At 55.1% G+C, this 361-nt stretch carries 1 rRNA gene; it reads left to right on the top strand.

The features are described 5' to 3' along the window. Positions 1-56: ribosomal RNA gene (locus ACXR2T_RS15805) — 16S ribosomal RNA — on the top strand; the annotation flags it as partial. Between the last annotated feature and the right edge of the window lie 305 nt (positions 57-361).

Here is a 361-nt window from a genome sequence, read left to right as displayed (position 1 = left end):
GGACTAAGTCGTAACAAGGTAGCCGTACCGGAAGGTGCGGCTGGATCACCTCCTTTCTAAGGAGCACTCAACAGCATGGTCTGTTGCAGATTGCCCAGATGAAGAACGAATGTTTCTTCCTGGGTGCTCATGGGTGGAACGTTTGACATAGAGGTTGTGGTGCTGTCGCTGATGTGAGTACGCGGGTCTTTGGGCCGGTGGGAAAGCGTGGGTGGTGGTGTCGCGGTCTTGCTTTTTGGTGCATACTATTGGGTCCTGAAGGCCCAGCCGGCTACACGCCTTTATGGTGTGTGGGTGTCTGTGTTTTCGGGCTCACGCTTATCACACGTGTTGGTGGTGGGGGTGGGATCGACCGTACGTT

The organism is Leucobacter faecis, assembly GCF_054456635.2.
This window is presented reverse-complemented; position numbering and strand designations above follow the sequence as displayed.